The sequence below is a fragment of the Candidatus Spechtbacterales bacterium genome, from assembly GCA_040879145.1.
In the GTDB taxonomy this organism is placed as follows: Bacteria; Patescibacteriota; Minisyncoccia; order Spechtbacterales; family 2-12-FULL-38-22; genus JAWVZY01.
In genome coordinates, this window is record JBBDKX010000020.1 from 1 (window position 1) to 22,690 (window position 22,690).

General features: G+C 42.5%; 20 protein-coding genes. 4 read left to right on the forward strand and 16 right to left on the reverse strand.

The genetic code is table 11. The features are described 5' to 3' along the window. The first annotated feature begins 314 nt into the window (after positions 1-314). A complete protein-coding gene (locus tag WDZ40_01880) occupies positions 315-650 on the forward strand; it encodes a hypothetical protein (GenBank protein MEX0877597.1) in 336 nt (111 codons plus the stop codon). 127 nt (positions 651-777) lie between these two features. Here the strand turns inward: WDZ40_01880 and WDZ40_01885 are convergent, their stop codons facing one another. Continuing rightward, positions 778-1,713: a BadF/BadG/BcrA/BcrD ATPase family protein gene (locus WDZ40_01885; GenBank protein MEX0877598.1), complete on the reverse strand. Its 936-nt coding sequence runs from the start codon at positions 1,711-1,713 to the stop codon at positions 778-780. A gap of 478 nt (positions 1,714-2,191) precedes the next feature. Between WDZ40_01885 and WDZ40_01890 the strand changes: the two genes are divergently transcribed. Beyond that, positions 2,192-2,623 (forward strand): hypothetical protein, encoded by a 432-nt coding sequence (locus tag WDZ40_01890; GenBank protein MEX0877599.1) that lies wholly within the window; start codon positions 2,192-2,194, stop codon positions 2,621-2,623. A gap of 168 nt (positions 2,624-2,791) precedes the next feature. Here WDZ40_01890 and WDZ40_01895 read toward each other — a convergent pair whose 3' ends face one another. The 15 genes from WDZ40_01895 to WDZ40_01965 all read right to left on the reverse strand — a co-directional run bounded on the left by WDZ40_01895 (position 2,792) and on the right by WDZ40_01965 (position 19,858). After that, positions 2,792-3,823, reverse strand: coding sequence for a cellulase family glycosylhydrolase (locus WDZ40_01895; GenBank protein MEX0877600.1), 1,032 nt, complete (start codon positions 3,821-3,823; stop codon positions 2,792-2,794). Between the two features lie 225 nt (positions 3,824-4,048). After that, positions 4,049-4,963, reverse strand: a complete 915-nt coding sequence (locus WDZ40_01900) for a hypothetical protein (protein MEX0877601.1) — start codon at positions 4,961-4,963, stop codon at positions 4,049-4,051. An 88-nt stretch (positions 4,964-5,051) separates the two neighbouring features. Continuing rightward, the gene (locus WDZ40_01905; protein MEX0877602.1) at positions 5,052-6,263 is read right to left on the reverse strand and encodes a glycoside hydrolase family 1 protein; all 1,212 of its coding nucleotides are present in this window, start codon (positions 6,261-6,263) and stop codon (positions 5,052-5,054) included. 149 nt (positions 6,264-6,412) lie between these two features. After that, positions 6,413-6,991: a hypothetical protein gene (locus tag WDZ40_01910; GenBank protein ID MEX0877603.1), complete on the reverse strand. Its 579-nt coding sequence runs from the start codon at positions 6,989-6,991 to the stop codon at positions 6,413-6,415. 89 nt (positions 6,992-7,080) lie between these two features. After that, positions 7,081-7,599, reverse strand: a complete 519-nt coding sequence (locus WDZ40_01915; GenBank protein MEX0877604.1) for a ribonuclease H-like YkuK family protein — start codon at positions 7,597-7,599, stop codon at positions 7,081-7,083. Between the two features lie 174 nt (positions 7,600-7,773). Then, positions 7,774-8,349, reverse strand: a complete 576-nt coding sequence (locus tag WDZ40_01920) for a hypothetical protein (protein ID MEX0877605.1) — start codon at positions 8,347-8,349, stop codon at positions 7,774-7,776. 174 nt (positions 8,350-8,523) lie between these two features. Next, positions 8,524-10,362 carry an ABC transporter ATP-binding protein gene (locus WDZ40_01925; protein ID MEX0877606.1) on the reverse strand — a complete coding sequence of 613 codons (1,839 nt, stop codon included), beginning with the start codon at positions 10,360-10,362 and terminating at the stop codon, positions 8,524-8,526. A gap of 15 nt (positions 10,363-10,377) precedes the next feature. Then, positions 10,378-11,385: an ABC transporter permease gene (locus tag WDZ40_01930; protein MEX0877607.1), complete on the reverse strand. Its 1,008-nt coding sequence runs from the start codon at positions 11,383-11,385 to the stop codon at positions 10,378-10,380. Position 11,386: 1 nt separating this feature from the next. Beyond that, positions 11,387-12,349 carry an ABC transporter permease gene (locus WDZ40_01935; protein ID MEX0877608.1) on the reverse strand — a complete coding sequence of 321 codons (963 nt, stop codon included), beginning with the start codon at positions 12,347-12,349 and terminating at the stop codon, positions 11,387-11,389. Positions 12,350-12,751: 402 nt separating this feature from the next. After that, positions 12,752-13,555: a hypothetical protein gene (locus WDZ40_01940; GenBank protein MEX0877609.1), complete on the reverse strand. Its 804-nt coding sequence runs from the start codon at positions 13,553-13,555 to the stop codon at positions 12,752-12,754. A gap of 103 nt (positions 13,556-13,658) precedes the next feature. Continuing rightward, positions 13,659-14,363, reverse strand: coding sequence for a cytochrome c biogenesis protein CcdA (locus WDZ40_01945; GenBank protein ID MEX0877610.1), 705 nt, complete (start codon positions 14,361-14,363; stop codon positions 13,659-13,661). Further along, entirely contained in the window at positions 14,356-14,946 is a 591-nt protein-coding gene (locus WDZ40_01950) for a TlpA disulfide reductase family protein (protein ID MEX0877611.1), read from the reverse strand. The genes WDZ40_01945 and WDZ40_01950 overlap by 8 nt, the downstream gene beginning before the upstream one ends. Positions 14,947-15,242: 296 nt before the next feature. Then, positions 15,243-16,877, reverse strand: a complete 1,635-nt coding sequence (locus tag WDZ40_01955; GenBank protein MEX0877612.1) for a S41 family peptidase — start codon at positions 16,875-16,877, stop codon at positions 15,243-15,245. A 245-nt stretch (positions 16,878-17,122) separates the two neighbouring features. Then, positions 17,123-18,883, reverse strand: a complete 1,761-nt coding sequence (locus WDZ40_01960; protein MEX0877613.1) for a peptide ABC transporter substrate-binding protein — start codon at positions 18,881-18,883, stop codon at positions 17,123-17,125. A 12-nt stretch (positions 18,884-18,895) separates the two neighbouring features. Beyond that, positions 18,896-19,858: a hypothetical protein gene (locus WDZ40_01965; protein MEX0877614.1), complete on the reverse strand. Its 963-nt coding sequence runs from the start codon at positions 19,856-19,858 to the stop codon at positions 18,896-18,898. Between the two features lie 244 nt (positions 19,859-20,102). Here WDZ40_01965 and uvrB point away from each other — a divergent pair, with 244 nt between their 5' ends. Further along, on the forward strand, positions 20,103-22,040 hold the full coding sequence (uvrB, locus tag WDZ40_01970; GenBank protein MEX0877615.1) for an excinuclease ABC subunit UvrB: 1,938 nt from the start codon (positions 20,103-20,105) through the stop codon (positions 22,038-22,040). A gap of 2 nt (positions 22,041-22,042) precedes the next feature. Then, a partial coding sequence (gene truB, locus WDZ40_01975) for a tRNA pseudouridine(55) synthase TruB (protein ID MEX0877616.1) occupies positions 22,043-22,690 on the forward strand: 648 nt, incomplete at its 3' end.

Sequence of the window (22,690 nt, forward strand, 5' to 3'; positions counted from 1 at the left end):
ATTATTTTATGAAGCACAGGCAATTTTCCACACCTCGCTGCGCTCGGTGTAAACTAACGAACGCATACACAGGTTGAACCGAGCGCATACACAGGTTGAACCTGTGTATGCCCGAGGTTTGGAATACCACTCGCGCGGGCGCACCTCGCGTAGCAGTTTGCACCAAGCGCAGCGAGGTGTATAAAACGCCTTATCAGTATTTTGAAGAGCTCAAAAGTCTAAATTTAGCTAATAAAGACGTTATTATTTTACAAACCTAAGTGTTACCTATGTTGCTGGACCCGGACATTAAAGAATTATGGTAGAATACAGATATGGAAATAGGTAGCACAAGTGAAATGGTTTTTTGGACGGCCCTCGTGGTATTTACACTTGGCGTACTTTTAGAGCTTTGGATGCGCCAAATAACAGCGCGTGAAAAAACACATGAAAAACCTCACTCCAAAAGGGTAGATTCCGCGTTGCGCCACTTAAAACACGCTGGTACTAAAAGAGTAACAAACGATCTCTGGCAGGAAATAACAGGAGTAAGCCACGCTACAGCGACCCGCGACCTGGGAGAACTTGAAGATATGGGGGTTTTAAAAAAGAAAGGAAGAGGCAGGGGTGTACACTATATATTTGTAAAACACGAGGGTAAAAATAATTGACTCACGATAATGAGTTGATTTAAATAATTGACTCATGGTCATGAGTCAATTCCCAAAAATCGACTCACGTGTATGAGTCGATTTTAAAAAATGCATCATGACCATGATGCATTTTTTATATTGGTATTTATGCTTTTTCAGAAGAAACAAGCTGGAGGGCAAGTCTTACAGCACCCTCAACGGGATCTTTTTGGCAAACTATAAGTTTGGCGTTGGGAGTTTCAAGATTAGGTAGTATCTTTTCAACAAAAGGAAATGGGGAACGGAACATACCGCCCACCGTGATGATGTCAAATTCTGAATTCGCCATACCAAGCCGGCGCACCACAGCATTTATACCAAGAGCTATTTCAGAGGCGGCGCTTTCCAAAATACTCTCTGCAACCTTGTCGTCTTTAATATATGCCTCGTCTACAAGCTTCGCAACTTCACCTATTTCTCTTTTGCCAAAACCTTCTTCGTAAACAAGATCCGCGAGTTCGCGCGCGTTTTTTATTGAAAACTTTTCTAAAACAAGCTCCTCCAGCATGGTCTTTTCCCCCCTGCCATCCATACTACGCACAACCGCCCGAAGAGCCTTCGCGCCAACCCAGTAACCTGAACCCTCATCTGAAAGAAGGTGGTCTAAACCTGAAGCGTAAGCCTCCTTCCCTTTTTCATTTATTCCGTAAAAATTACTTCCCGTACCCGCAATAACCGATACTCCAAACTCTTTATCTGAACATGCCGGACGCACTATTTTAATATCGTTATAAACAAGAAGATTGTTATTGCTTTCAACCGGAACAACATCGGCTATAAGGCGTCGCGCTTCGTTCCAAAGCTCTTCTGTATCTATACCGGCAACACCAAAACATGCCACATAGAACTCTTTAATATCTTTGCCGCTCTCATGCACAGCTTTTATAACAACTCCTTCAATTGCCTGTTTAAAATCATTCCTGTTGTGCATGTGCATGCTTGCCGCACTACCCTTTACTAAACTTAAAACCTCTCCGTCTTGGGAAACTATTTGGGCTGTGGTTTTTGTGGCGCCGGCATCAACACCTAAGATGTATTTCATAAAATTCTAAATTTTAAATTTCAATTTAATTTTTTAATACTTTAATTTTAAAACATTGGGTCATTTGGTCATTCATTTGAAATTCAGAATTTGAAATTAAAAATTGTGAGGGCGTAAGCCCGAACTTATACTTATAATATCATCCTAAAAGGAAGTGCTACATCTTTACTTTTTATTCACAATATTGTATAATAATGAAAATGTGTTCTTTGCAAAGGAGGAGAAAAAGTGACCAGGCCCAAAATTCGCTGGAAAGTGGGGGGCTGGATTCCCAAGTTGGAGAAAAAAATTGACACATATACCTGGGCGGTAAGCGAAACTACTGCCAGGCGCAATGTCGTTTTCAAATTCAATTTGCCCAGGTGGGCAATAGACCACTTGGAGGCATGGGAGTCCCCGCCGAAAGAAGAACCCAAACCCAACCAGCAGCAGCTCTTTTGAGCTACTGCTGGTCAACACACAGAAAGGAGTGAATAAAATGCCACTTGCTGCAATGATAAGAACCGACCCTCTCCAAAGAAGCGAGGGAGAAGGTGTGGAAAATTCCCTTGGAAAACTCACCTTCTGCCACAAGAAGGCGCGAGTACAGATTTTTCGAAAGGAGGTTCCTTCAATACTGCATGAAAAGCAGTATATCGCCGTTTTGCTCGTCCTTTTGGACGACCACAGCATAAAGGGCATAGAGGGTACCGCCGAATACGAGTACCCCCAAGTCCTGGGGCCTGCCTCAAGAGAAGATTTGGCAATATTTGTCTCAGGAAAAATCCTAAGCTCCATCACACCTTCTCCAAAAAGCTGGCACAAAAGCCAGCACAGAGCAAACAACCTGTTAAAAAGCGGCTATGAATTAGCCGCGGAAAACGAGGTGTATATAAATTTTGTATACAATATACACAAAAAGAGCACATAGGTGCTCTTTTTTATTTGAGTTGTTAATTAGAGGACTAAACGCTATGTCCTTCGACAAGCTCCGCGCCAAAGGGCGGGCAGGCAGGACAAAAACGACATCCGCCACGGGAAACTTCCGTTTCCCCGCCTGCCCGCCTCTGGCGGGACCCCTTCCCACAGAGTGGTGGATTTATTTTGTTGATGTAGAAAATAACGTTTTAACATACTCCCAAATTTCCGTCTCTCCGTGTTCAAGCAACCAAACCCACCACTCTGCGCCCCAAAGATAGAATGTATCAAACCCGGTCCTTTGTGCAAAATCTACATTTTTTCTAAACTGTTCGGGGCTCATGCTTATATATTGCTCATCAATGTTGCTCGTAGAAAGAGGTATGGTTGTTACCCACGGCTCCGCTTGCATCTCTACCACAATAACCGGGACCTCCGGCCGCCAAAAATGCAAAAACAGGGCTTTTCTTGCATGGAAAGTCGGTGTAAAAAATTTATACTCAATAAAACCAAAACGGTCATCGTGAATTATACGATAAAGCGTAGAGCCCAGAATATCGGCGCGCTTACCACTTGGTATCCAGGTGGACCACTCCCCTGAATCGGTGATAACAATTTTTCTTGAAGGGTCTAACTCACGCACCAAAGCAATTTCACGATCTACCAGGTCACCGTCGGGCCTGGGGCACTCCCCAAAAGGCCAGAGGAACGGCTCATTCTCAACCTGCCACAGTGTTATGGCGGGGTGATCTTTGTAATGCTCTATTACCTCCGTTATATATTCAAAAAGTTCTTCTTCTTTTTCTTCCTGTGGCGCCTCCTTTATCCAGCCGGGAAGATGGCATTCGGGCCAGCGGGGAAGCTTAATGCCTACTGCCACTATCGCCTCGCCACCTCTTTTGTGAAGTTCGTCCAGTTGCCAGTCCCACTCTTCAAAATCAAATGTATCGCGCTCTGCTTCAACCTCGTCCCAATACACAGGGATGCGTACATGTTTTACGTCCAAGTCATCCAGTAATTTTATATACGTATCGCGCCAATCAAGTCCAAGTTCGCGCGCCTGACGCTGAGAAAAGTTAATCCCCCAGGTTATATCTTCCAAAGGGGTAACTTCGGGTTCAGGTCCTACATACAAAAAACCAAAAAGAGCTACGAAAAGAGCATATACGATAAGTGAAATTAAGAAAAAATATTTTAGAATTTTATGCTTCATGGGAATAAATGGTCAAATGGTTAAATTGTTAAATAGTTCCTAGGCCCTTCGGGCCGGAATCCCGGTCCCGCTTTAGCGGGGCCCAGGGATTTGCGTTTGCGTTCCTCTCTGCCTGACTGCAAACTTTCGTTCAGGCAGGCGAAAACCTTTGATCTCGCTTCACGGGATTTTTAGCCATATAACCATGTAGCCATTTAACCATTTGCGAGGACGTAGTCCGAGCCATTATGTCATCAACAAATATATCCCCGCGCCTATAAATATTATACCCAACAACCTGATACTCAGCGATCTTTTTGTAAACGTTTCTTCAAGCAGTTCAGGTTTTGTTAAATAAAGAAAAACCGCGATTATTAAAATCCCCAAATGCTGAACTCCCGCAAGCGCGCTGATGAAAGCGAGTTGTCCAAATGCCGCAATTGATATTGCATAATTCTGAGCCACATTACCCAGTGTACCTATTGCCTTGCCTCCCAAAAGAGGAAGCCAAAGCGTCTTTTTTGTTATTGGCGATTCTTTAAAAAGTATTTCCTTTGTTCCCGGCATAAAGAAAAAAATAAACGCCATGATCACTCCTCCGACTGTTGTCCATATATAACCGTTGAGAAATTCTTCAAGCTCATAAACCATTTTTGTCAACACAAAGCCAAGTCCGAAAAACATGCCTGCCAAAAGCGCGTATAAAACATGTTTTTTTGTAAAATGAAGTTCGTGGGATTTAAGGCGTATAGACAGAAATATAATTCCCAATATCAAAAAAAATAAAGCTAAAAATCCCCGGGTACTTGGCTCAACACGCTCCCCCGCAAAAATAAACCCGAAAAAAAGAGTAAACACAGGAGCAAAAGCCCCCACCATAGGCACTTGAGTGGAAACATTGCCCTCATAAATACCTCTGAACAAATAATATAGAGCTACAATTACCGCTGAGCCCGCAAAAACCGCCAGAACAATTGTTGATACGGGTGGAACTCTGAAATTCGCAAAAGGAATAAGAAACACAGCAAATATGCCGCTTGCTCCAATATAAAAAGCGTAAGAGCGCGGATGCTGAAGAGGCCCTTTCAAGATATAGCGGTCAAATATATTACCGACCGCGAATAATAGATATGAGATAATTGTTACGTAAAACCACAACATAATTTTTCTTCGAAAAATTAAATGGTTATATGGTTGCGCTCACTTCGTTCGCTAATGGTTAAACGGTTAGCTTTAAATAATCAGCCATTTAGCCATTTAATGCATTTTGGTTGCATGTCTTTTTATACACATAAAAACTGGGGCGGGGCTTTCTTTCAAGCGTTTCAAAATCAACCTCAACAAGACCGAATTTCATTTTAAAACCCTCTGCCCATTCAAAATTATCCAAAAGCGACCAGTGAAAATATCCCCGAACATCAACCCCCTCCTCTATTGCTTTATGCAGCCATTTTAGATGCTCCTTTATAAAACGTGAGCGCTGGTTGTCATCTGCATCGGCGACACCATTTTCAAAAATATATACAGGCTTGTGGAAGTGCGAAGCTTGTTTTACAACCTTGTACAAGCCTTCGGGATAAACTTCCCAACCCATGTCTGAAACTTCTTTATTCTCATTTTGATTCATCCATTTTTTAGGAGAAGAAAATTTAAATTGTATTCTGTTGTGAAAATAATAATTTATTCCTACAAAATCCTGCTCATGTTTTATTTTTTCTAAAAACCAGACATTCCATATTCCATCAAAAACGGCTGCAACAATGCGTGAAATAAATTTATTTTTATACGCGTCAAAATAACTATTATTTTTAGCTATGCCTATTTCTAAAGCGCTGTTACCAGCTTTTAATTTTGTGTAAGCTGCTTTGTGGGCATGCGTCATATTGTAAACAGAGTGCCACATTGACCTGAAACTTTTTTTAAAAGGTGGCCATCGTCCTTCCATAAAAGCGTTAAACCCGAAAATCATGGGTTCGTTTAAAGTTATCCAAAATCTTACTTCGGGAAGGTTTTTTGCAACATATTCGGCATATCTGGCAAAGTAGTAAGGGCTTCTTGCATTTTCCCATCCGCCCTTATCGGCAAACCATATAGGATTTGTGAAATGATGAAGTGTTACAAACGGCTCCAGCCCCCTTTCTTTAAGTGCCTTAACGACTTTTTTGTAATGTTCCATTTCGGCCTCGTCAAACCTTCCTTCTTCGGGCTCTATGCGACTCCATTCAATTGAAAAACGGTGGGCTTTTGTGCCCAGTTCTTTTGCAAGATCAAAATCTTCTTCATACCTGTTATATGAGTCGCAGGCCTTACCACTTTTTTGCTTTATCTCACCCGCCTGCTCCGCCCGCCACCAGTCGTTGTTTTTGTTATTTCCCTCTATTTGGTGCGAAGAGGTTGCGGTCCCCCAGTAAAATCCAACGGGAAAATACAGTGAATTTTTCTTATTGTTTTTATTTTCCATCTAAATTCATTTTATCATGATTTATCCTTGAAACATGGAGCATAAAACTTGAAACATAAAAACCCCGCTTCACAGAGTTTATTGTCTGTTATGTGTTTTATAGAAATAAGCGGAGCCAGAAATTCTTTTAAACTTTATTAAAAACTAAATTACCTCAAATATCCTTTTACCCATTCAAAAAAATCGCCTAATGACACGGATGCGCGCTCTACAATAACTTGCTTATTGCCGTCATCCACACCCTCTACAAGCGCTATCTCCACGTCCAAAAGACCGGCATCAGCCACAGGACATCCTTTTTTGTCCGAAAAACTATCGTACTCCACCTGCCAAGCAACGACAGAAGAATTTTCTTCATATCTATTTACAACAGTCCTTAACATTTGAAAAAGCTGTTTGTCTTTTTCTGCTTGCACGGCTTCGTGGTCATACCAACCAGGAAACCTACACTCCCCCTCTCCACCCGACGAATCCGGAAGCTTAAAACCTATAGCCAGGGTTGTAGTTAAACCCCTTCCTTTTGCCTGAGACAAAAGCGCGTCAGTTTTAGAAAAATCGTACTCTCCTCTTTCTTTTTCAAGCTCATCCCAATAGACGGAAATAACCTCACCGGAAGCTTCTGTTTCATACGCGTTACTGTGGCTATATGAAAAATAACCGAAAGCAACTATAAATAAAATATATACAATCAATAAAATCCCGGATACTAATTTAAACTTCTTAACCATAAAAAATATTTAATATATAGAACATGATATATTTTATACATAAAAAAATAAAGCCCCCGAGGAGGCTTTATATTGTGCTGAATTTAAGGCTATGCCGCAGATATGATTTTGGGGGGAACGGCAAATCTGTCTGCGACAGATGAAGCAGCATAAGATTCGGGTTTGGTAGCAACCTGAAAACCAAAGCCTTTAACCATTCCTGTCACCTCTTTAATCATGTCTTTTGTTTCCCCGTTGGGGCCAATATCAACATGAATAACGAAGTTTTCCTCCAAAAGACCGGCACTTATAAGTTCCGGCAATATCTGTTGTCCAAGATACAACGAGAGCATCGCTTCATTATATATCTTGCTGCGCAAAGAGCGTGGGGTATATACAATATTTTTTGAAATAAAAGCGCGCCCGCCCGACCCGATTCTGTGTATAACCACAGCTGTGGCATAGGCCACGTCTCCATACCCTTCTGAATCTGAGCCTACAATTACCCGATAATCTTTATCAGAATCCTCCTTAACAAAAGTAACGATGTCTTCTACAACATCGCGAAAACCCATCTCCTTTTTGTTCAGGCCTACAAACCTATCAAAATTGTATTCAAATTTTTGCATATAACTCCCTTCATTCAAACCTTTACTGTTTCTATTGATGTCAATATACCACATTTTTATAAAAGAACAAGCTCGCAAAACGAGCTTGTAAAGTAGTGCCTGCCTATACTAAGATAGGTTTTATTCGATGCCGTATTAAAAATAAAAGCGCCTATATTTGGCGCTTTTTATATGCTATTTTTCCAGAAATACTTTTTCCTTCATAAAGTCGTATCTAACTTTAAAGTTTTTTTTCATATAGACAGGACTAAGTATGTAAACGGCAAATGATTCGGCGAAATCCTCATACGCGTTAGTTCCCGCGTAGGACGAAGGGCGATGGCGGTTTTTGTGTATACTCTCCGGCAAGAAAGGGCCCGACGGGTCCAGTCTGTAGTCAACAGCGTGTCCTATCTCATGCAGTATTGTCCTTATGTTTGACCTTTCTCTCGTTTGCTTGCTTACACTTACGAATATAGAAAAATTATGTTGCGTAAAACATCCCAAATAGTTATCTTCTATGCATGTGTCCCCGCTGTTAAAACTGACAAGAAGACCGCTTATTTTATCTATTATGTGTTTGGGCAAAAGCTCTAAGGATGTCTGCAAGTATCCCAGCCACAAAATTTTTTCAGTGTCATTAATATCATCACTAAAAGTTACAGTAACACCGTGCATCGTGTATAAATCGTGGGTATCTGAAACCCAGCTTCCCGCAAGGTGTGCGTATGGATTATTTTCTGTAACAGGTATCTCTGTAGTTTCTGACATACAGACAGAAAGAAAAACCATAACAGTCAAAAACACAACGAAAACTCTGCGTAACACAAAAATCACCTCCTTTATTTTTGAATAGAACTGATTAAACTATACACAAAAACAATTTTGTTTACAACAAAAAACGGCCCCGATTTTATCTTGCGATAAACATTGGGGCCGTATGTACTAAAGTCTTTGCTTCGCGACAAAATGTCCTTCTCTTACCTCTGTAAGAACAGAGTCGGACAGTTCATAGTAAAGCTTTATCTCGTCATCCACCGGCTCTCTTTCCCGCGCGAGGCGCGGGTCAGGAATGGGGATGGAGTTAATAAGGCGTTTTGTGTAGGGGTGCTCGGGGGTTTTAAAAACCTGCTCCGGCATTCCCATTTCCACAATTCGTCCCTTCCACATAACGGCGACCCTGTCGCATATGGCGGCAATGGTAGCAAGTTCGTGGGAAATAACTATGTAGGAAAGATTTCTTTCTTTATGGAGTTTAATTAAAAGCTCCAGTATCGTTCTTTTGCGTGACGCGTCCAGCGATGCTGTGGGCTCATCAAGTATCAACACATCCGGGCTTGTTGCCAAAGCTGAGGCAATAGCTATCCGTTGCTGTTCGCCTCCGGAAAACCTGCCTACAACCTCGTTCGCGCGCTCAGGAGGAAGTCCAACAACCTCAAGTAGTTGCGCTACTCTATTCTCCTTTTCCGCGTATCGTCCATAAGGTGTTTTAGACTCATAAAGCCCATGTATATCCAGAGGTTCGCCTATTATGTCGCGTACGCGCTTGCCCGGAGTTAAGCCCTGAGCCGAACTCTGTGGCACTCCGGTAATTTTTTTGCGAATAGGAAGCAGTTCTTTCTCAGAAAGAGAGTGCATGTCTTTATCAAAAACATAGACACTGCCTTCAATGTCCGCTCTGTCCGGAAGAATGTTGAGAATTCCGCGCATAAGAGTTGTCTTTCCGCTTCCTGATTCACCGACAATGCCCAGTATCTCTCCTTTGTGCAAGTTAAGCGACACTTCGACCACAGCCCGGTTTACATGAGTTATTTGTTTAAACAGGCTTACCGGTTCAGAAATGCTGAAGGAAACAGACATGTTAGAAACATTAACCACTTTATCGGTTTTTGTGTTGTGTTGTGACTTTTCGCGCAAGGATTCATCCACACGCAAAAGATTGCTCATCACATCTTTGAGAAATGCCGAACGCGGACTGTAAAACACCTGCTCTACGTCTCCGCTTTCAACCACTTTTCCTTTGTCCAAAACAACAACCCTATCGGCGTACTCAGCAACAAGTCCAAAGTCATGGGTGATAAAAAGAAGTGAAATTCCTTTTTCACGCACAACTTTTATAAGATAGTCCAGTGTCTTTTTCTGCACCGTAACATCCAAAGCGGTTGTAGCCTCATCCGCTATCAAGAGGTCGGGCTTAGTGGAAAGCGCCATCATGGCAATGCTCGCTCTTTGTGCTTCGCCTCCGCTCAATTCACTTATAATCTTATCGTAACTCTCTTCAGAATTTGAAACATTCGCCTCACGAAGTAGTTCTATAGCGCCTTCTTTTGCCCTGTTCTTTTTCATGCCTTCGTGCATAACAAGCATCTCAGCAATCTGAGGTCCTATCGCGCGAGAGGGAACAAAAGTTCCCTTGGCATCCTGAAAAATGGTAGAGATACGCTTGCCGCGATATCTCTCCCGCATCTCTTTGTCTGAAAGTTTTAACAGGTCAACGCCTTCAAAAAGTATTTTCCCATCGGCAACAACTGCCCCATCAGGCAAAAGCCGGGTTACTGCCAAAGAAGTCATACTTTTTCCCGATCCGCTTTCCCCGACCAGTCCAAGCACCTCTCCTTTTGACATCTCAAAAGAAACAGAGTGTAAAACCTTTTTCAAGCTTCCTGTTTTTTTGAAAAAACCTTCTTTATTCGGAAAAATATATTCTTCGCTGTCCTGGTTGCCTTCCCCTGATATTTCAAAGGGGAAGGCAACGGTCAGGTCTTGTACTTCAAGAATGCTCATTACCTTCCTCCTTTCTCATGTGGTATCCACTCTGCGGTCTGTGTGTTGCAGGATATCTTCAATTATCTTACTAAAAATACCCAGGCACACTCCAAGAAATCCTATGTTCAAAATAATGGGGTAATCTCTTCCAAAAAGCGAGTCTAAAAGAAAGACCGCAAGACCGGGAATGCCGTATATCATTTCAACGAAAAACGATCCTTCAAAGAAGGTGAACATAACCGGTGTCAAAGCAATAATCAAAGGACCTCGTATATCGGGAAGTACAACCTTTTTAAGAATCTGTGGTGTAGACATACCCTTGGCTTTTGCGGCAGTTACAGAGCTGTGTCTTACAGACTGCAGTGCTGCCGAGCGCACAAAGTGCGCCATTCCAAATATGCCGGGTACCGCCAGAACGAGAATTGGAATTATGGCTGAGAGCGTAAAAATTCCTTCCCATCCGCCCTGCCATCCGGCAGGTAAAAGATTAAGCTTAATAGACAACAGAAGAATGTATATCTGTATCACTATTAGAGACGGAATTATGATAAAAATCTGACCTCCAACAAAAAACAGGTTATCTATCCAACTTCCCTGCTTCCAAGCGGTAAACAAACCCCATGGAACTCCGAAAATAATCACTATGGCTGCCGAAGCAATGCCAAGCGGAGCTGAAACAAGCGCTCTTTCATCAAAAAGCTCTCTGGCTGACTGGTCGCGCAAGCGATAGCTTTCACCCCAGTCCCCTGTAACAAATCCTGTCATAAAGCGCGAGTATCGCACTAAATACGGGTCATTAAAACCGAGCTCTTCGCGCAAATCTTCCTTAACCTCTTCTGAGGCATATTGACCCGCAATTATATCTACAGGATCTCCGGGAGCTGTCGTTACAATGTAGTGATAAGGAATAGATACCGCTACAATTATAATAACCGCCCAGGCAACTCTTTTCACAATAAATTTTCTGTTTCTCTTTTCCGATCTTATAAACAGTCCCACAAGCCACGCGGCTACAGCAAAAAGTATGTACTGTACTATCATTTCACACCTCCCCGCTCTGCTTCTTGCGGATAATTACAGTAGAGCGAATATCCAGTATTCTAAGTCCCAAAAGAAATAGTGAAACCACCAAGGCTGGGAACAGAAGCATGTGCGGAGCAGAGCTAAGTAGCCTTGCTGAAGCGCTCTCTGAGAACATGGCGCCAAAGGACGGATGCGGAGCGCGAATGCCTATACCCAAGAAGGAAAGGGCAATTTCTGTGCCGATAACACCCGCCAGTGTTGAAAGTGTGGCGTGTGTAATGTAGGGAAAAAGCTGCGGTATCACATGCCGAAACAATATTCTGGTACGCGAAGCACCGAGCATTCTTGCACGTTCCACAAACGGGGCCTCCCTAAGTTGAAGCACCATGGAACGATACATTCTTGCCGGTCCAACCCACCCAATAAGCGCTGTCACAAACATAATAAGTCCAAGGTCTGCAAGGCCTGTTTTAACGACCCACTCGCCCAAAGCGCTTGATTCATAAATAAAATCATCATACAAAGGCCGCAAAATTGCGGTAAGTATAATAATTATAAACAGCGCGGGCATACCACCTATTGCTTCACTTGTTCTTTGGACAAAAAAGTCCGCCTTCTTACTGTAAAAAATAGGCCACGTTCCAAGAATAATTGCTAAAGCGGAACCGCCTAAAAATACAGTCATCATAAGCAAGATAAGTGTGGGGCGTGTCGCGTACAAAACCCTAGTAAACATATCGCGCCCAAGAAGGTCTGTGCCAAACCAGTGTCCGGCCGATACTCCCTGCCTTGTAGCTTCCAAATCCTGAACTCTGTAATCATACGGAGCCCAAAAAGAAAGTACAAACAAACCCGCAAAAAATACAAGCATGAAGATTGCGCCCTTACCAAGAGGATCGCGCCATGTTTCTTTAATCGCTTCTGCGATTAAGCTACGGCGAGCCCTCTTACTGTAATGGACAATGGTTTTGAACAAACGCATTTTGGACCTCCTTTCGTCCACTCAAAATCCATTTGGCGGAGCGGATATTTTTCATATTCTAGGCCTGAAGAGTGAAATGCACAGATGTGCATGAACGATGAAAACAAAGAATATGGGAAATATACGCCCGTCCTTCGGAAAGCTCAGCAACCGCTTATCTGGCTGTGTTGCCGTCCCTTGAAGTATGCCTCCGGCTACTCCTTCGGACCGGCGCCTTGCATCTAAGCGGTTGCTGAAGCTTCGAAATGGACTTTTAGTGGAGGAAAGGAGGTCTGCCTCCTTTCTTTGTGGTCACTGCTTTTTGTTATCTTAAGTTGTCAATGAACGGAATAAGTTAAAATACCACTATTAAGCTGCCTTGTAAAGCAAAAACCCCTCTGTTAGAGGGGTTTTAAGATACTATCAATGTTCGCCAGTTAATCTGGCTAATACAGAAGTTGGAGGTTCAAAGTTAATGTTATATTCTTTGCTGTAAAATGCGTTTTCTTTTAGCCAACCATATGTCTCGGGGAAATTATCATTAAGATAGTCAGGCATTACCACATAAAGCGCGAAGGCTTCAGCGAAATTTTCCTTGAAATTCATATCCCAAATTCGACACTCTTCAATATAACCTATGCATCCGTATCTGGTAACACCTTTAAGCATTCCTGGATATTGGCCCCGGTACATATCTTCGGCAGAATACTCCTCATCCCAAAGATGTCCAAGCTCATGCAGCCAAACATATATCATTTCATTTTCGCTGTAACCATCTTCCGAAAAATACTCAAAAGTAAATGGATGTACGAGATTAGGATTAAGATTTATATTAATCCCCCTTGTGGGTGCTTGCGCGGTATACCAAGATTCAGTATTTGAATGAAACTCAATATATCTTAGATAATTTTTTGTTTCTTCCGGAACAAGATTTAGGGCTTCTTCAAGTGCGTGAAGCCAATCTTCAATTTTATCATAATCGTCCTTGTACAATATCGCGGCATAATCGCCCCCTTGAATTATAGAAACTCTAACTTTATACTCATCTTCAAAAGTTTCAATAATTTCAAGTGTAGTTTCAGGTATATCTACTGCATTATGCACAACAGCTTCAGCTGAGATAAAGGGTGTTGGCGCAGGCACCTTAAACTTAACTAAAACAAATGCAAGCAAAACAAGCAAAAAAACGGCAAGCAGTGCAACCAAAACATTCTTAAGAGTTTTCACTTATACCTCCTTTTTGTTTAAGAACAAGTGTCCAATGTATACTATACTTTTTAAATTTTGTCAATTTTTTGTGTAAAGCAAAAACCCCTCTGTTAGAGGGGTTTTAAGATACTAATTTATAGAACCATGCGTTTAAAAGAACAAGGTTGTCAGTTGCTATAAGAATACCGAGAGTTATGAGCATGAGACCGCTTACGATCTCAATAATCTTATACAGCCCGCCTATTTTGCGAATTTTGTTTGTTATGCTGCCGGCAAAAAACGCGCTTAATAGAAAGGGTATTCCTAATCCCATAGAATAAAAGAAGAGTAGAAACGCCCCTCGTGTTGCTGTTTGTTCGCTGTATGCGAGTGCGAGTATGCCTCCAAGGATTGGACCTATGCATGGTGTCCAGCCAAAACCAAACGCCATGCCTAAAAGTCCAAACCTCACAGGAGAATTACGACCCTTCTTAACTTGAAGTCTTTTTTCTCTGTATAAAAAACTGAATGCTTTTTTTGCCCATCCCACATCAAGCGAAACAAGTATCATTTGCAGTCCAAACACCACAACAATAAAACCTGCCGCCTGCATTATCCAGGAAAACTCGCGTATGGCGTAGAAACTGAAAAATCCAGCCAATGCCCCAAGTGCAACAAAAATAATAGAGAATCCAAAAACAAAAGTTAGTGCGTTAAAAAGCATGCTTCGCCGGGTCTTGTTTCCACTCATTGCGGCAAGATATGTGGGAACCATCGAAAGCACGCACGGAGAAACGAACGAGAGCAGTCCGGCAAAAACAGCGGCCCAGATTGTTACTTCAATCATTTTCTATTCCCAATATCTCTATTAATTTACCCATACCGCTAATAGTGCTCCAGTCTGTGGAACCTGACAAGTAAAAGCGGACAATTCCGTTTCTGTCAATGATATAGGTCTGGGGAATGCCGTTGGTCTTATTAAAAGCCTTATAAGTCTCTCTGTCTTCATCCAAAAATGCGGGAAATGTGAGAGCGAATTCCTGCATAAAGTCCTCAACAGTTTCTTTATCCTCGCCAACATCAACCGCCAAAATTATAAATCCCTCATCTTTGAGCTTTTCGTACGCTTTCTGCATAGACGGCATTTCTGCTCTGCACGGCCCACACCAGCTTGCCCAAAAATTCAAAAAGACAACCTGTCCTCTAAAATCTGAGAGCTTGTGCTTTGAGCCATCCAAGGCAAGTAGTGTGACATCGGGTGCTATGTTTCCCACTTCCAACCCTTCTGTCGGATTAGACAAAGTTGTTGTTGTAGTAGTAGTAGAATTTTCTGTGATAGAAGTATCTGTTATGAGCACGGTTTGAGTGCCACTACAAGCAGATACTAAAAAAAGTAGTGTAGAAATTATCAACAACAAAGTCTTTTTCATATTAGACCTCCTTTCGTTCTTTCTTTTTTGTTAATGCCGGTTTAAAACCGGTCTGCCTTTGGCAGAAGCTGGATTTAAAATACCATCCAAAACTCAAAAAATCAACCCCCACACCAACTTGCAATCCATGTTTACTTCTACTGTAAATTTTCTAACTTGAGCTTATGTTTATCATATTTAAACTTAGCAGTAATATGCTGTCAAAAAAATATTGTAAGTTATTGTAAGTTGGTGTGGGGGTCAACCCCTTATATATAAAAACCCTGCACTCATAGTGCAGGGTTTTAGAACAATATTTATTCAGCCAACTCTTTAGCAAGTTGATCAAGAGCTGCTGTAAGTGTCGGGTCGTAATTTACGTCCCGGTTATTTTTTGCGTAATCTGAGTCCGTCCAAGGTACATGAATGTCGGGTTTTAAGCCACCAAGCTCATCGTATCCATCATTATCCTCATCGCGAGTTTCAATGAACTCCCCTTTGGGGGTAAGCCACATTCCAATAGAAACATAAACCGCTCCATACTCACCTCGTTTAAGCGTAAACCACATGTTAACAGTGCCTTTGCCGCGACTGCGCTCACTATCGTTCACAATGGTGGCACGGTTATTGTCGCGCATGGCGGCAGCAAATACTTCAGAACCGGACGCGCTTTGGTCATTCATCAAGACAACAATGGGTGTGTCGGGGGAGATATATGTAACCTTGTTTTGACGCATATACACAGAGACCGGCTCTCCTGATGCGCCTTTATCTCTTTGAATAAAGATAACATCGCTTGTGGAGAGAAAATAGTCTACCGCATCCATTGTCGCGCTAACAAGTCCTCCCGGATTATCACGAACATCCACGACAATGCCCTTAAACGAATCAAGACCGTACTCCTCATCAAGTTTCTGCAGGGCGTACTCAAGGTCCACTCTCATCTGGTCGGAAAACTCATGAATCTTCACATAAAGCGTGTCGGAAACACCATCGCCATCTACGTCCTCAAAAGGACACGGCAAACCAATTCCGCGCGTTCCGCATCTGTAGGGTACTCCCTCAAGAGTTGTTCCTCTGTTATTAGGGAGCTCAACTGCGGGATATGTTGAAATTCCAAGCTGTTTTACCTCGGCCTTTTCAACCTTGATGGTAAAAACATCTCTTTCCGCGGAACCGGGCACTTCGCGCGCTATCTCAAGTGTGAGTTTCGGATCTTGTAAACTACGAACCCGCAATATAAACTGCTGGTTTGTACAGCTTTCCGTGCTGAGTCCGTTAATCTTGGTAATCGCATCACCAAGTTTGAGTCCCGCCTTGCTTGCCGGAGCGCCATCTTCAACAAAGGAAATAGAAATTTCTCCGCGTGAGTTCATAGTAGTACCCATGCCCACACCCTGGTAACGGCCTGAATTGTCCGCAAAACCCGTAAGCCAGTGTTCAGCTTTCATATAAGAAGAGAAGGGGTCGCCAAGGGCCTCAATTATCCCCTCGAACACAACAACCAAAAACTCTTCCAAACGAGACGGGTCACTAAGGTCGCTGTATCTGGGATCTTTCACAAGTTCGCTGTAAACATCGTTCAATACGGAAAAATCAGGGTCGCTATTACTTTCCCGTGCCCGTTCAATTTCCTCATCTACGATATCTCTGGCCCACTGGGGAATATCACTTGAGTAAACACTAAGATAGCCAAACATCTCTTCCAAAACTTCATTCAAAATATAGTCGGCGCTTACGTTATCATCATAAAAAACAGATCTCTGGTTCAACAAAAGATGTAAGTCGTTTGCTACCCCAAAATCCACTCTTGTGCGTTCAACTTGAATACAGAAAGGGTCATCCGAAGATTGCGAACCATCTACTGTTGAGGTTGTATCAGTGGTAGCGCCTGATGCACAAGCGGTTGCAATAAGAGCAAATACAGTGAGGAAAATTACCCACTTTTTCATTTTGTACCTCCTTTAGGATTGGTAAGAACTTTGCACTTAAAATATACTATTACCTATTTATGGTCAACCCCCACACGCCAACTTGCAATATTTTTTTGATAGCGTGTTACTGCTAAGTTTAAATATAGTAAAGATAAATTCAAATTAGAAAATTTACATTAAAATTAAACACGGATTGCAAGTTGGTGTCGGGGTCAACCCCTCATAAATAAAAATCCCCCGAAAAAATCGGGGGATATTTTTTATTACTTGTTTTCACACCAATAGATGTTGTGTGTTATTGAAATTCCCATTGGTGTTGGGAAGTAGCCGCATACATTGGGTTTCACAAGTACTGAGTCTTTTGAGTGGAAGAGCACAAACCAAGGGGCTTCGTCCACGATTATGTCTTCAGCCTGCTGAGAAAGAGCAATGCGCTTTTGCAGACCACTCTCTGTGCGGGCCTGTTCAATAAGCGCATCCACTGCGGGATTGGAATATTGCGTCTCATTGTTGGCTGCCGAACGCCAGCCTTCGAACTTCATCAGGAAGTTATCGGGATCGGGATAGTCACCTATCCAGCCAAGTGAGAACATCTGGAAAGAACCCTTTTTCATCTCTTCAAGGAATGTCGCGTAATCAATCTGTTCCAGTTCCACATCAACCCCAAGCTCTACCCGCCAGGCCTCTACAAGTCTTTGAAAAAGAATACTGGGGGACGAACCGCCTCCTGAAATAGTAAGCTTGATGCGGGGCATGTTGCCCGCGTACTTACTTTGCGCAAGAAGCCTTCTCGCCTCATCGGGGTCATACTTCTGACCCTTGTAATCTGCTCTGTATCCCGGCATACCGGGTGGCAAAATGCCATGCGCAGGAATTACCAGGTTTTGAAAAACGTTCTTCGCGATTGCCTCTCTGTCGATAGCCAGTGCAAAGGCCTTTCGCACAAGAGGGTCATCAAACGGAGGAACAAGGTTGTTGGCTCCGATATATGATGTAGACATTTCAGTTGCCTCAAAATATTGTTTCGAGATTGCCGAATTAGAGTCGCGAACCTCGTCCAAAAGGTCAAGGTCTGCAATACCGATACCCGTAAAGTCCAGTTCTCCATTCTGATATCTCAGATAGGTAGAACCGCCTGCAAGGTAAAAGATAACCCTGTTTATCTTTGGCTTGTCGCCGTGATAGTTCGGGTTCGCCTCCATAATGATTTCGGCGACATCTTTTTTAACAATGACATACGGCCCCGTGCTATTTGGGCGATCAGTCCAGCGGGCAGCGCCCTCGGCCTGAATTTTGTCCACAACAGCGGCGGCGGGATAGGTCATCTTCATCAGGAAGACATCCGAATTCACTGAATCAACTTTAGTTGTAATTCGGATGGTGCGTTCGTCCAGAACCTCCACCCCTGGAATATCTACAAAAACCTCATCCTGGTTCGGAGATATACGGTTAATAACCTGTTTTCTTTGCATCTCTATAACGCCGACAATATCCCCTAAGTAAAGCTCGGCGGTAGTGCTGCGAGTTTTAGGATCTGCGACTCTGTCCAAAGAGTACGCAACGTTCCACGCGGTTACAGACCGTCCGGTAGAAAACTTAGCGTCTTCACGAATAGTGAAGGTGTAAGTTGTAGTACCGTCAGGATTCTCTGTTACCTCGGGCATAGACTCTGCAAGATCAGGAACAACAACAGCAGAAGCGAAGAGTTCTCCCCTCCTGAACTGTTCTATCATGTCTTGCGTAATAGCCGCGCCGACAGCAACAAGGTTTCCGTCTTTGTCATACATGGCCGGGTCCAAACGAAGGAGCCCCGCGTAAAGCTTGCTCGTAAACCCGTGGGACCCGACATCTGTTACAAGGTGTGGGTCAAGAGTCGCGGGCTCGCCTGATGCAATACGTAAAACATCCGAAAAGGGTGCTGGTTGTGTCGCATCAGATACACTATTGCCGGAATCTCCATTAGTGCAGGCAACTGCCACTAATGAAAAGATGGCAAATAAAGCAATTAGTTTTCTTGTTTTCACCTCTTCACCTCCTTATCGTTGAAGGGCTTTAGCCCTAAGGGCTTCGGTACTAACAACCACAGCGGTATGTGAATCTACCACAGAAACAATGACTCCGGCCCAAACCGGCTTGCCGTCTTTCAAAACGAATACTGGAAGTCCAAAGTCCTGCTGACTAAAGGCCCCATTAATAACAATGAGTCCTCTGTCCTGAATTACATGAGACACCTCAGCCTTAGCTGTGCGCGCGTTGTTTCCGTACACCACAGCGTTGGAAGAGGAAACTTCCTTAATCTGAGCCTCCGCATATGGGTACTCATTTGATTCAACAAGTACCTGTGTGTCGGGTCGTAGCAAGAATGCCAGACTATGATCGGCCTCAAATTTTACACCGGAATCGGTTACAAAATCACCGGCAGAACCACTGAAGAGAACTTCCTCTTTCCAGTCGTCTTCCACCTCAGGGTTTGCCCGAACCTTAATTTCAACATGAATCTTGTCAGCATCGTCGGCATTACTTTGCAACACCTGAGTAAAAGCAGCCAAAGGAACAACCACCTGATTATTTACCAGAAAGCCATTCACTTGATTGTTGGCAATAACCGCGGGGAAAACACCTTCCGCGTTAAAACCATCTTTAATCCGCTGAGGAACATCCTCAAAACTGTTGATGTCATCGGGATACTGTTGTTTGAGTATTTCTACAACTTCGCTCTTGGTATAATTGCGAACAGCGGAAACTGTAACAGGGCGAACATATTCACCCAGAACAGAAAGGTCTTCCTCTGTAATATTGGCCAAGAAAAGATCGTTATCAAACTTGTCATCACTCAACATACTGATAAGATCGGCCTTCTTTTCTGTAAGTGAGGGCTCTTCATAGTGATTAAATGCTCCAAGCAGGTTGGCTCCCAGTAAACTGAGGGCAACAGCAAGGGCAAGCAAAACAACTGCCAGTGAAATGGCATGCTTATTTTTCAGGGTATTTCCCATCATTCCTCCTTTAGTAGTTGTCAAAGGACTTGTAGAAAAAATACCACAGAGAAATCATATCTACAAGTAGACAAAGTATAAAAAACATTGTGTAATTAAAAATTAAAATCCCGTCATGCGGAGGTGCAAAAAAGACAGGGTCCTAAGCTCATTTGTGAACAAATATCTCTGTGCTTTTATGGACTACGGATAAGCTAAAAAACTATTATAGATTTTTTACAAAATATGTTGTATACTGTGGCTTTCCATGAAATTTCAACTCAAAACACAGTTTAAACCGCAAGGCGACCAGGGAAAAGCTATAGAGCAGTTAACAAAAAAACTAAATAGTGGTGTAAATCATCAGGTTCTTTACGGTGTTACGGGTTCGGGAAAAACATTCACCGCGGCAAATGTTATTGCAAACACAAATCGCCCAACCCTTGTGATAAGCCATAATAAAACTCTTGCCTGGCAACTGTATCAGGAATTTGAAGAATTTTTTCCAAACAACGCGGTCCATTACTTTGTAAGCTACTACGACTACTATCAGCCCGAAGCATATATACCCCAAAGCGACACATATATTGCAAAAGACGCGAGTATAAATAAAAAGATAGATCGCATGCGCCACGGGGCCGTCCAAAGCCTTATAACACGTCCGGACACAATAGTAATTGCGTCGGTATCCTGTATATACAACCTAGGTTCGCCTGAAACCTACCAAAAAGTTAGTCTTGAAGTTTACCCGGGACAAAAAATCACAAGAAAAGAACTTTTAAGCGTCCTGATAGGGCTTGGATACGCAAGAAATGATTTTGCGCCTGAAGCGGGAAATTTCAGTGCAAAAGGAGACCGGGTTCAAGTTCACCCCCCAACAGGAGAAGAGCCCATAATAATTGAACTAAGAAAAGACAGTATCTCCGCATTATACACAGGCCCTTATACACAGGTTGAACCTGTGTATGCTTCTATTAAGCTGTGGCCTGCTAATTTCTGGGTTTCTCCTGAAGATAAATTAAAAATTGCTTTAAGCAATATACGGGGCGAACTTGCAGAAACACTTGCTGTGTTAAAAAAAGAAGGAAAAGATATTGAGGCATACCGCCTTGAACAAAAAACCAACTACGACATGGAGCTTATTGAACAGATGGGTTACTGTCCGGGTATTGAAAATTACTCCCGCCACTTAGACTTCAGAGAGCCTAATGCCCCCCCATTTACTTTAATAGATTACTTTCCTGAAAATTTTCTTACCTTAATAGATGAGTCGCACATGACAATTCCTCAAGTTAGGGGCATGTTCGCCGGAGACAGGGCAAGAAAAGAAACTCTTATACGGCACGGATTTCGCCTACCCTCTGCTGTTGATAACCGACCCCTTAACTTTTCTGAATTCAAAAAAACAATTGGTCAAACAATCTATATATCAGCAACCCCCGGGGAGTATGAAATTGAAAAGGCGGGCAAAGAAAATATAGTGGAGCAAATAGTGCGCCCGACAGGGCTTTTGGATCCTGAAATTGAAGTGCGTCCGACTAAAAACCAGATGCAAAATGCGATGGAAGAGATGCGGCTAAGAATAGAAAAAAACCAAAGAGTGCTTGTCATTACACTAACCAAAAGACTCGCGGAGGACATAGCCGAATATTTAAATGAAGAGGGTTTCAAGGTAAACTACATACACTCTGACATAAAAACCCTGGATAGGCCTGTCCACATGCAAAAACTTAGAGAGGGAAAATATGATGTACTTGTCGGTATTAACCTTCTCCGTGAAGGACTGGACTTTCCCGAAGTTTCTCTTGTTATTATTTTTGATGCTGACAAGGAGGGGTTTTTACGCAATGAAACAACGCTTTTGCAAACAATTGGACGAGCGGCGCGACACGTTGAAGGCAAAGCAATTTTATACGCGGATAAAACAACAGGATCTATGGAGCGTACAATAAAAGAAACTAAACGAAGAAAAAAAATACAGGAAGAGTACAATAAAAAACATAAAATAACACCCGAGACAATAAAAAAGAAAATTCACCAAATGCCAGCAGGCATGCTGTATGATGAAGACGAAAATAAAGACGCAAAATCTTACAAAAACATGGCTCAAAAAGAGCTTGAGCGAGAAATGAAAAAAGCGGCAAAAGAGCTAGATTTTGAAAAAGCGGCAAAAATCAGGGATGAAATAAAAAAAATAAAAGAATAATTATGCTACTTATTAACAAACCACCCGGTCCTACTTCTCACGATATTGTGGATGAGGTGCGGAAAATTACCGGAATAAAAAAGGTCGGACACGCGGGAACTTTAGATCCTTTTGCTGAAGGGCTTTTGATAGTGCTTGTGGGGAGAGAGGAGACAAAAAAACAGGCGGAGTTTATGGCGCTTAATAAGGTGTATGAGGCAATGCTAACCCTCGGTGCAGAAACTGATACCTTCGATATTACAGGAAAGATACAAGAAACAAGATACAAGATACAAACAAATTCAAAATTACAAATTCCAAACATAGAAGATATAAAAGAAACTCTAAAAAATTTTGAAGGAGAGCAGGATCAGATGCCGCCTATTTATTCGGCGAAGAAAATAAAAGGTAAAAAAGCGTATGAACTTGCGCGAAAGGGCGAGGTGCCGGAACTTAAGCCAAAGCGTGTGAAAATTTATGAAATTAAAATACTTAATTATAATTACCCTGAGCTTAAAATAAAAACTAAAGTTTCAAGCGGTACATATATAAGAGCGCTCGCGCGAGACATTGGCAGAGAGTTGGGAGTTGGTGCCTATGTAAGTGAGCTTAGACGCACAGAGATTGGTAAGTATAAATTAGAGGATGCGCAAACTATTGAAGGGTTAAAA

Bases quoted from the DNA above. Each gene is read 5' to 3' on its own strand.
- WDZ40_01880 (MEX0877597.1), top strand. From the start codon at position 315: ATGGAAATAGGTAGCACAAGTGAAATGGTTTTTTGGACGGCCCTCGTG.
- WDZ40_01935 (MEX0877608.1), bottom strand. From the start codon at position 12,349: ATGCGTTTGTTCAAAACCATTGTCCATTACAGTAAGAGGGCTCGCCGT.
- WDZ40_01905 (MEX0877602.1), bottom strand. From the start codon at position 6,263: ATGGAAAATAAAAACAATAAGAAAAATTCACTGTATTTTCCCGTTGGA.
- WDZ40_01900 (MEX0877601.1), bottom strand. From the start codon at position 4,963: ATGTTGTGGTTTTACGTAACAATTATCTCATATCTATTATTCGCGGTC.
- WDZ40_01930 (MEX0877607.1), bottom strand. From the start codon at position 11,385: ATGATAGTACAGTACATACTTTTTGCTGTAGCCGCGTGGCTTGTGGGA.
- WDZ40_01950 (MEX0877611.1), bottom strand. From the start codon at position 14,946: ATGAAAAAGACTTTGTTGTTGATAATTTCTACACTACTTTTTTTAGTA.
- WDZ40_01925 (MEX0877606.1), bottom strand. From the start codon at position 10,362: ATGAGCATTCTTGAAGTACAAGACCTGACCGTTGCCTTCCCCTTTGAA.
- WDZ40_01920 (MEX0877605.1), bottom strand. From the start codon at position 8,349: ATGTCAGAAACTACAGAGATACCTGTTACAGAAAATAATCCATACGCA.
- WDZ40_01945 (MEX0877610.1), bottom strand. From the start codon at position 14,363: ATGATTGAAGTAACAATCTGGGCCGCTGTTTTTGCCGGACTGCTCTCG.
- uvrB (MEX0877615.1), top strand. From the start codon at position 20,103: ATGAAATTTCAACTCAAAACACAGTTTAAACCGCAAGGCGACCAGGGA.
- WDZ40_01895 (MEX0877600.1), bottom strand. From the start codon at position 3,823: ATGAAGCATAAAATTCTAAAATATTTTTTCTTAATTTCACTTATCGTA.
- WDZ40_01955 (MEX0877612.1), bottom strand. From the start codon at position 16,877: ATGAAAAAGTGGGTAATTTTCCTCACTGTATTTGCTCTTATTGCAACC.
- WDZ40_01890 (MEX0877599.1), top strand. From the start codon at position 2,192: ATGCCACTTGCTGCAATGATAAGAACCGACCCTCTCCAAAGAAGCGAG.
- WDZ40_01915 (MEX0877604.1), bottom strand. From the start codon at position 7,599: ATGCAAAAATTTGAATACAATTTTGATAGGTTTGTAGGCCTGAACAAA.
- WDZ40_01965 (MEX0877614.1), bottom strand. From the start codon at position 19,858: ATGATGGGAAATACCCTGAAAAATAAGCATGCCATTTCACTGGCAGTT.
- WDZ40_01885 (MEX0877598.1), bottom strand. From the start codon at position 1,713: ATGAAATACATCTTAGGTGTTGATGCCGGCGCCACAAAAACCACAGCC.
- WDZ40_01910 (MEX0877603.1), bottom strand. From the start codon at position 6,991: ATGGTTAAGAAGTTTAAATTAGTATCCGGGATTTTATTGATTGTATAT.